7 protein-coding genes and 1 pseudogene are annotated in these 6,737 nt (G+C 67.7%); 2 read left to right on the top strand and 6 right to left on the bottom strand.

Features of this window, described 5'->3' with window-relative positions; translation table 11 throughout:
* Positions 1–189: 189 nt before the first annotated feature.
* The 3 genes from SGCZBJ_RS14385 to SGCZBJ_RS14375 form a co-directional block, all read right to left on the bottom strand.
* Positions 190–576 carry a hypothetical protein gene (locus SGCZBJ_RS14385; protein ID WP_101718687.1) on the bottom strand — a complete coding sequence of 129 codons (387 nt, stop codon included), beginning with the start codon at positions 574–576 and terminating at the stop codon, positions 190–192.
* A gap of 13 nt (positions 577–589) precedes the next feature.
* Positions 590–1,033: a hypothetical protein gene (locus tag SGCZBJ_RS14380; protein ID WP_101718686.1), complete on the bottom strand. Its 444-nt coding sequence runs from the start codon at positions 1,031–1,033 to the stop codon at positions 590–592.
* A 94-nt stretch (positions 1,034–1,127) separates the two neighbouring features.
* Positions 1,128–1,940, bottom strand: a complete 813-nt coding sequence (locus SGCZBJ_RS14375) for an acid phosphatase (RefSeq protein ID WP_240621512.1) — start codon at positions 1,938–1,940, stop codon at positions 1,128–1,130.
* Positions 1,941–2,089: 149 nt separating this feature from the next.
* Here SGCZBJ_RS14375 and SGCZBJ_RS14370 point away from each other — a divergent pair, with 149 nt between their 5' ends.
* Positions 2,090–4,141: a TonB-dependent receptor gene (locus SGCZBJ_RS14370; protein WP_101718685.1), complete on the top strand. Its 2,052-nt coding sequence runs from the start codon at positions 2,090–2,092 to the stop codon at positions 4,139–4,141.
* A gap of 165 nt (positions 4,142–4,306) precedes the next feature.
* On the top strand, positions 4,307–5,098 hold the full coding sequence (locus SGCZBJ_RS14365; RefSeq protein ID WP_101718684.1) for a SapC family protein: 792 nt from the start codon (positions 4,307–4,309) through the stop codon (positions 5,096–5,098).
* Between the two features lie 87 nt (positions 5,099–5,185).
* On the opposite strand, the gene SGCZBJ_RS14360 is transcribed toward SGCZBJ_RS14365, so the two are convergent.
* From SGCZBJ_RS14360 to SGCZBJ_RS25895, 3 genes and pseudogenes are all read right to left on the bottom strand, one after another.
* Positions 5,186–5,452 carry a DUF1150 family protein gene (locus SGCZBJ_RS14360; protein ID WP_101715284.1) on the bottom strand — a complete coding sequence of 89 codons (267 nt, stop codon included), beginning with the start codon at positions 5,450–5,452 and terminating at the stop codon, positions 5,186–5,188.
* 79 nt (positions 5,453–5,531) lie between these two features.
* The gene (locus SGCZBJ_RS14355) at positions 5,532–5,954 is read right to left on the bottom strand and encodes an Hsp20 family protein (RefSeq protein WP_101718683.1); all 423 of its coding nucleotides are present in this window, start codon (positions 5,952–5,954) and stop codon (positions 5,532–5,534) included.
* A 474-nt stretch (positions 5,955–6,428) separates the two neighbouring features.
* Positions 6,429–6,737 (bottom strand): annotated as a pseudogene (locus SGCZBJ_RS25895) (hypothetical protein); the annotation flags it as partial.

Here is a 6,737-nt window from a genome sequence, read left to right as displayed (position 1 = left end):
TCGCCTGGATGTAGGCACGCACCTTCGGCGTCGTCGTCGCATTGCCATGCAGCTTCACGAGCATCGCTGTTCCTCCAGCCAGGCCAAACCGGAGGCTACACCCAAACCATCCCGCCAAGCTCTCGGGACACAACACCTTCGCGGGGAAGCTCGGTGAGAAAAGGGCAGAATTGCTGGGCGTCGAGCAGCCTACGCCGCCGGCGTGGTCGGCTGCACCAGGTTGGGGGCGATGTTCACGCCGGTCTTGTTGTAGATCACCCAGCCGACCACCCGGAACACGGTGTTGAGCAGGGTCTGGCCCAGGGTCAGGCTCATATACTGCGTGAACTGGATGGTCTGGTTGAAGGCCAGTTCCTGGTTGTGAAGGATCATGTCGGCCGCTTCCGGCGTGATCTGGTGGTTGGCGAGGGCCGTGCGGGTCTGGATCGTCGCCTCGGCCAGGCTGCGCAGATAGCCGGGCACCACGGTCTTGTTGGCGTTCCACCAGTCGGTGGCCGTGTCGCCCAGCTGCTGCTCCAGCACGGAGACCAGGCTGTCGACGTCGTCGACCTGCAGGGTGGAGAAGTCGATGCTCATCGGGCGGCGGGCCTCACTTCATGGCGGTGACGGCCTTGGCCGCCTGGTCGCAGCTGACCATCATGGCGGTGGTCGCGCCGGTGTTGGGAACGATGCCGGCCATCTGGTGCAGCTGGGCCAGGCCCTGGACCTGGGCGCTGCAGCCCTTGATCAGCGACACCTCGGCGTCGATCGCCTTCTGGGCCGGCTTGGCGGCGTAGGGCTGGGTGGCGGCGCGCACCGCGGCCACGGCCAGGGCGGCCTGGATGTCGGCGTAGGTCTCGATCTTGCCGGGATAGGTGGTCTTGTCGACGTAGAGGCCCATCTCGGCCTCGGCCGCCAGCTTGGCCACGCCCTCGTAGGCGGTGGTGATCTTGCTATCGAGGGTGGGGTCGTAGGGCGGGGCGAACACCGCGCAGCTGGCGAGCGTCAGAATGCAGGCCAGGGCTATCGCCGGCCGTCGCATGGTCTCGAACATGGGTCCCCTCCCGAAGGCCGCCAGGGTGGCGCCGCTCCGGGAGGGGCTCAAGCTCTAAGTTGAAGTTCAGTGTTACGCGCCTTTGTGGCGAGCGTCAGTCCTGGCAGCCGGCCGGCGGGCCGTCGGCCTTGGAGGCGGCGATCTCGGCCCGGGCCTTTTCGAGGTCGGCCGCGAAGGCCGGATCGGCGTGCAGGCGCGAGACCATCACCCCGCCCAGCAGGCGGCCGGCCTCCAGGTCGCTGGGGAAGTGTACGCCGCAGATCACCCGGCTGTCGCCGAACGCGCGGCCGCGGGCGGCGAGCTGGGCGGCGCGGTCGGGGACCAGTTCGGCCAGCACCAGGCCCCACGACCAGCCGATCAGGGCGTGGCCGGACGGATAGGAGCCCTCGGTCTCGATCCACTTCTCGCGCGGCACGCAGATCGGCTTGTCGTTGCCCACCGGCGGACGGGGCCGCGAGAAGGCCTGCTTGGCCGGGCGATAGATCGTGCCAGCGTCGTCGGTCATGCGCAGCAGCAGGTTGGCCAGGGTGGGGGTCTTTTCCGGGCTGATCGTCACCTTGGCGGCGCAGGAGAAGCTCTTGAAGCCATTGGCGCCCGACAGGTCGGCGTCGGCGATCGCCTTGTCCCAGGCCGGCGTGCCGGCCAGCTTGCGGGTGTCGTCATAGGCGGCGCGGTCGGCCTTGCCGCGCGGCGAGTTCGGCGTCGGCGGCGGGCCGACGATGCCCGGCGCGTCGAACGGCTCGGCCAGGGTCAGGTAGCCCTTCGGCGGCTTGGTCCAGGTCGTCGACCCGCCGGCCTGGGCGTAGGTCTTGGCTGGGGCCTGGCCCGAAATCGGCGCGCAGGCGGCCAGCAGCAATGCGGCGGAAATGGGGGCGGAGGCGAAGGCGAGCGACGAAAAACGCATCATGAAAAGCCCGAAGTGAGGTCGTCCGGACACAGAGCGAGACGACTTGGCCGCGTCAAGCGAAAGCGGATTGACGAGCGGATATGTTATTTCATAACGCAATCTTCGCCGCTCCCCCGGCAAGCTAGGATTTTCCGTCCATGACGCGTTCCATGGTCCGTCGCCAGGCGCTCGCAGCCGCCAGCCTCCTCGTTCTCGCCGCCGCCGGGTCCGCCCCGGCCTGGGCCGCCGACACCCCCGCCGCGCCAGCCGCTGACGCCGATCCGACCGACACCTCAGTCTCGCAGGTGGTGGTCACCGCCGCTCCCTACGCCGTGTCGCTAGACACCGTGACCAGCAGCGTCAACGTCGTCACCCGCGACAAGCTGGACGTCGCCCCGCCCGCCGGCCTCGGCGACGTGCTCAACGGCCTGCCGGGCCTGCGCTCCACCTTCTATGGTCCCGGCGCCTCGCGTCCGGTGATCCGCGGCCTGTCTGGCCCGCGGGTGATGGTGCTGCAGAACGGTGTCGGCCAGGTCGACGCCTCGGCCCTGTCGCCCGACCACGCGGTGGCCTCCGACCCGGCCGAAGCCTCGCGCATCGAGGTGCTGCGCGGCCCCTCGACCCTGGCCTATGGCGGCTCGGGCATCGGCGGCGTGGTCAACATGCTCGACGACCGGGTGCCGTCCTCGCGCGCCAGCGCGCCCGTCGAAGGCCGGGTGGCCGGCTCGATGTCCAGCGTTGACAGCGGCTGGGGCGTCAGCGGCGCGGCCAAGTTCAACGCCGGCCCTCTGGTGTTCGCGGTCGACGCCGTGCACCGGGAAAGCGACGACTACGACGTGCCGGTCCCCCCGGTGTCCTCGCGCCTGGCCGCCCGTGACGGCCTGACCGTCGATCCGGACAAGACCGTGCGCAACACCGACGTCGAGATGGACGCCTATGGCGCCGGCGTCTCCTACGTGCACGACCGCGGCTTCGTGGGCCTGTCGGTCAAGCGCACCGACACCACCTACGGCGTGCCCTACCAGCAGATCCTCAGCCCCATCGACCCGGACGCCGAGGGCCCGGTCTCGATCCACCTTCAGCAGACCCGCTACGACCTGCGCGGCGAGCAGGAGCTCGACACGCCGTGGTTCGAGAAGGTGCGCGTCTCGATCGGCCATGCCGACTACGAGCACGCCGAGGTCAGCGTCGAGGACGGCGAGGTCGGCACCCGCTTCCTGTCGGACGGCACCGAAGGCCGCGTCGAGCTGGTGCATCGCGAGCACGACGGCCACCAGGGCGCCATCGGCTTCCAGGCCCTGACCCGCAGCTTCGAGGCGATCGGCGACGAGGCCTTCGTACCCAGCGTCGACATCAAGGAGTACGGCCTCTTCACCCTGCAGCGCTTCGATCGCGGCGACTGGGGCGTGGACGCGGGCCTGCGCTTCGACACCCGCTCGCTGGAGACGGCGACCCAGAAGCGCGACTTCGACAACGTCTCGGCCTCGCTGGGCGTGTTCTACAAGCCGGCCGAGCACCAGTTCGTCGCCCTGACCCTGTCGCGCAACGGCCGCGCGCCGACCGAGTTCGAACTGTTCGCCGACGGCCCGCACCCGGGCACCGGCGGCTACGAGAAGGGCGACGACAGCCTCGATTCCGAGACCGTCACCTCGCTGGAGGCCACCTATCGCTGGACCGGCCCGCGCCTGCGCGTCGAGGGCCACCTGTGGGGCGCCTGGTACGACAACTTCATCGAGGAGGCCCCGACCGGCGAGATCGAGGACAGCCTGCCGGTGTTCCAGTACTTCCAGACCGGCGCCAAGTTCCACGGCGCCGAGCTCGAGGTCGGCTACGACGCCTGGCAGGGCAAGGGCCAGTCGGTCCGCCTGGAAGGCGTTGCCGACTATGTGCGCGGCGAGACCGATATCGGCGTGCCCGCCCGCGTGCCGCCGTGGTCGCTGACCGGCCGGGCCATCTGGAAAGCGTCGAACGTCGAGGCCGAGCTGGAAGTCCGCCACGTGGCCGAGCAGGACCGGGTGGCCGACTTCGAGCTGCCGACCGACGCCTACACCACCGTGAACCTGCGGGTGACGGTCAAGCCGTTCGAGGACAAGCCGCTGCGCTGGTTCGTCGACGGCCGCAACCTGACCAACGAGGAGGTGCGCGAGCACGCCTCGTTCCTGAAGGACATCGCGCCCTCGCCGGGCCGGTCGATCCGCACCGGGATCGCCTGGAAGTTCTAGGCCGATCCGCCGCGGACCTCGCTCCAGGCGCGAGGGTCGCGGCGGCGTTTCCCCGTCCGGACGTGTCGATTGCCGGGATATCGCAGATCGGCTAGAAGCGCTGACCACCTAAAGGCCGCCCGCGATAGAGCGTCCGTTCTTCTTGGCCCTTCTGTAGAGCTTCTTATGGAAACGACCCAGTCCGCCGGCGGCATCACCGGCAACGTTCTCTTCTACTCGACGCCCGAGCCGCTGAACCGCGACCTGCATGGCAAGCTGGCCCTGGTTCACCAGGACAAGCCCTACGCCTTCGCCGCGGCTGGCACGGCCGTCCCGCTGACCGTGACCGAATTCGGTCCGGCCGGCCTGTCCTACCCGATCATTTTCGCCGGCGAAGAGCGCACCCCGCTGGCCGTCATGGGCCTGAACCAGGGCGAGAACCTGTTCATCCACGCCGACGGCTCGACCGAAGTCGGCGTCTACATCCCGGCCTATGTCCGTCGCTATCCGTTCGTGCTGGCCAATGACGAGACCCAGGGCCGCATGATCGTCTGCATCGACCGCGCCTCGAGCCTGCTGTCGGAAGCCGGCGAGACCCCGCTGTTCGACGCCAAGGGCGAGCCGACCGAATACACCCAGAACTGCATCAAGTTCTGCGACGACTTTGAAGTCGAACGCCGCCGCACCGACTCGTTCGTGCAGCTGCTGAAGGACAACGACCTCTTCGAACTGAAGACCGCCACCTTCACGCCGGCCGGCCCCGACGGCCAACCGGGCGAGCCGCAGGTCGTGGCCGAGTACTACGGCGTCTCGGAAGAGAAGCTGAACGCTCTGCCGATCGAGAAGCTGAAGGAGCTGCAGACCTCGGGCGCCCTGGCCCAGATCTACGCCCACCTGGTGTCGCTGGTCGGTTGGGATCGCCTGATCGCCATCACCATGTTCCGCCAGGCTCAGGCCCCGGCCGCCAACCTCAACTGAGGTCTGGCGTAAGGACAAAGAAAGAGGGCGGCGGATCGCAGGATCCGCCGCCCTTTTCATTTGGCGCGTCTTCTTATGCGGGGCGCGTCAATGCACCGACACCGGCGCCAGTTCGTGGGCGAGGGCGGCGGCCATGGCCGCGTCGCGATCGGTCAGCACCGCCAGGCGGGCGCCGTCGGCCCGGCATACCGCATAGAGCGTCTGGTCGGGCGCCAGGTCGAAGTCCTCCACGCCCTCGGGAGCGTCGGCGAGGATCTCGGCCGCCTTGATCGGGCGCACATAGACGAGGTCCGGCGCGCCCAGCGCGGCGAAGGCCTCGGTCGAGAAGAACGGCGTGTGCGAATTGGGCGTCATGTGACCACCTCCTTCGATAGGGGAACGCTCCTAAGTCCCTGCGGTTCAGGCGGCGGGAGCGTAAGTGTTGCGCAAGGGCTCAGCCCTGCGAGCGGATGGGGATTCGCCTGACCTGACGCTCGGGCGGCGGGCGGGCGACGTCGACGTGAAGCAGGCCGTGCTCGAGGGTGGCGGCCGAGACCTCCATGCCCTCGGCCAGGACGAAGGTGCGGACGAACCCCCGGGCGGCGATTCCACGGTGCAGGTAGGCGCGCTCGGCCTCGGTGCGGACGTCGCCGTCGCGGCGTCCGGCCACCACCAGCTGGCCGCCCTCGACGGTGACCTGTAACTGGTCGGGCGAAAAGCCGGCCACGGCCAGGGTGATGCGCACGCCTTCGTCGGTCTGCTCGACATTATATGGCGGATAGCTCTCGCCGGCGGCCTTGGCGGCGCGCTCGATGAGGTCTCGGGTGTGTTCGAAGCCCAGCAGGAACGGGCTGTCGAACAGGATCGTCCGGGTCATGCGAAGTCCTTACGCATATAAAGCGACTTCGTTCGCGAAAGGTCCGGGGCCCTGCAGCGGCGCCCCGGATCCGCGATCGTCCCATATGAAGTGGCGACGCGCCTGGCGGGGTTCAAGGCGCAGATTGGCGGGGCGGGGCCGACGCGACGGTCCGCCGCGGGCGGGGAAAAGCCAAGACCTGTGGATGCGTGCGGGTTGGCGCTTGTCATGGTCCGGTCACAGGCCTATATGCGCTCCTCCTCGGAACGGCGCTGACGAAGACGCTCGAAACCGGGGCCCACAAGGCCCTTGCTTCGGTTGGATCTCATCGCTAAGTTCCGCGGCCTCAATCGACTCGGGCAGCTGGATTGTCGACGGCCTATGGCCTTCGGGAAGGAGCGCTTTTGTTGCTTTTGGAGGGCTTCGGTTCTTCGGAAGTTTCTGAAAAGAGTTGGTTGACGAGGGTTGGTTATTTCAATAGAAGCGCCGCCTCGTTCATCGGGATTGAAGAGTTCGCAAGAATTCGGAAGTGCTGGTGAAGAAGTCGAGCGGAGCTTTCTTAGAAAGAATTGCTTGACAGGGTTTGGTGGTTTCTTTAGAAGCTGCCGGCTCGCTGGACTGGGAACTTTCCTGGTTCGGCATCGGGTCGAAAAGTTTTGAAAAAAACGATTTGACACGGAATTCGAGGTTAGCTAAATAGCCGCCTCCGCCGACACCGGGCGCTAAACGGTGGGGCCGCTCCCCGGTTACGGAGGCGGCTTGGAGCTCCGGCTCTGGTCTTTGACATTGTTGATTTGGAAAGAG

The organism is Caulobacter zeae (assembly GCF_002858925.1).
GTDB classification, from domain to species: Bacteria; Pseudomonadota; Alphaproteobacteria; order Caulobacterales; family Caulobacteraceae; genus Caulobacter; species Caulobacter zeae.
The sequence above is the reverse complement of the archived record's forward strand: the minus strand, read 5'-3'. Positions and strand labels throughout refer to the sequence as shown.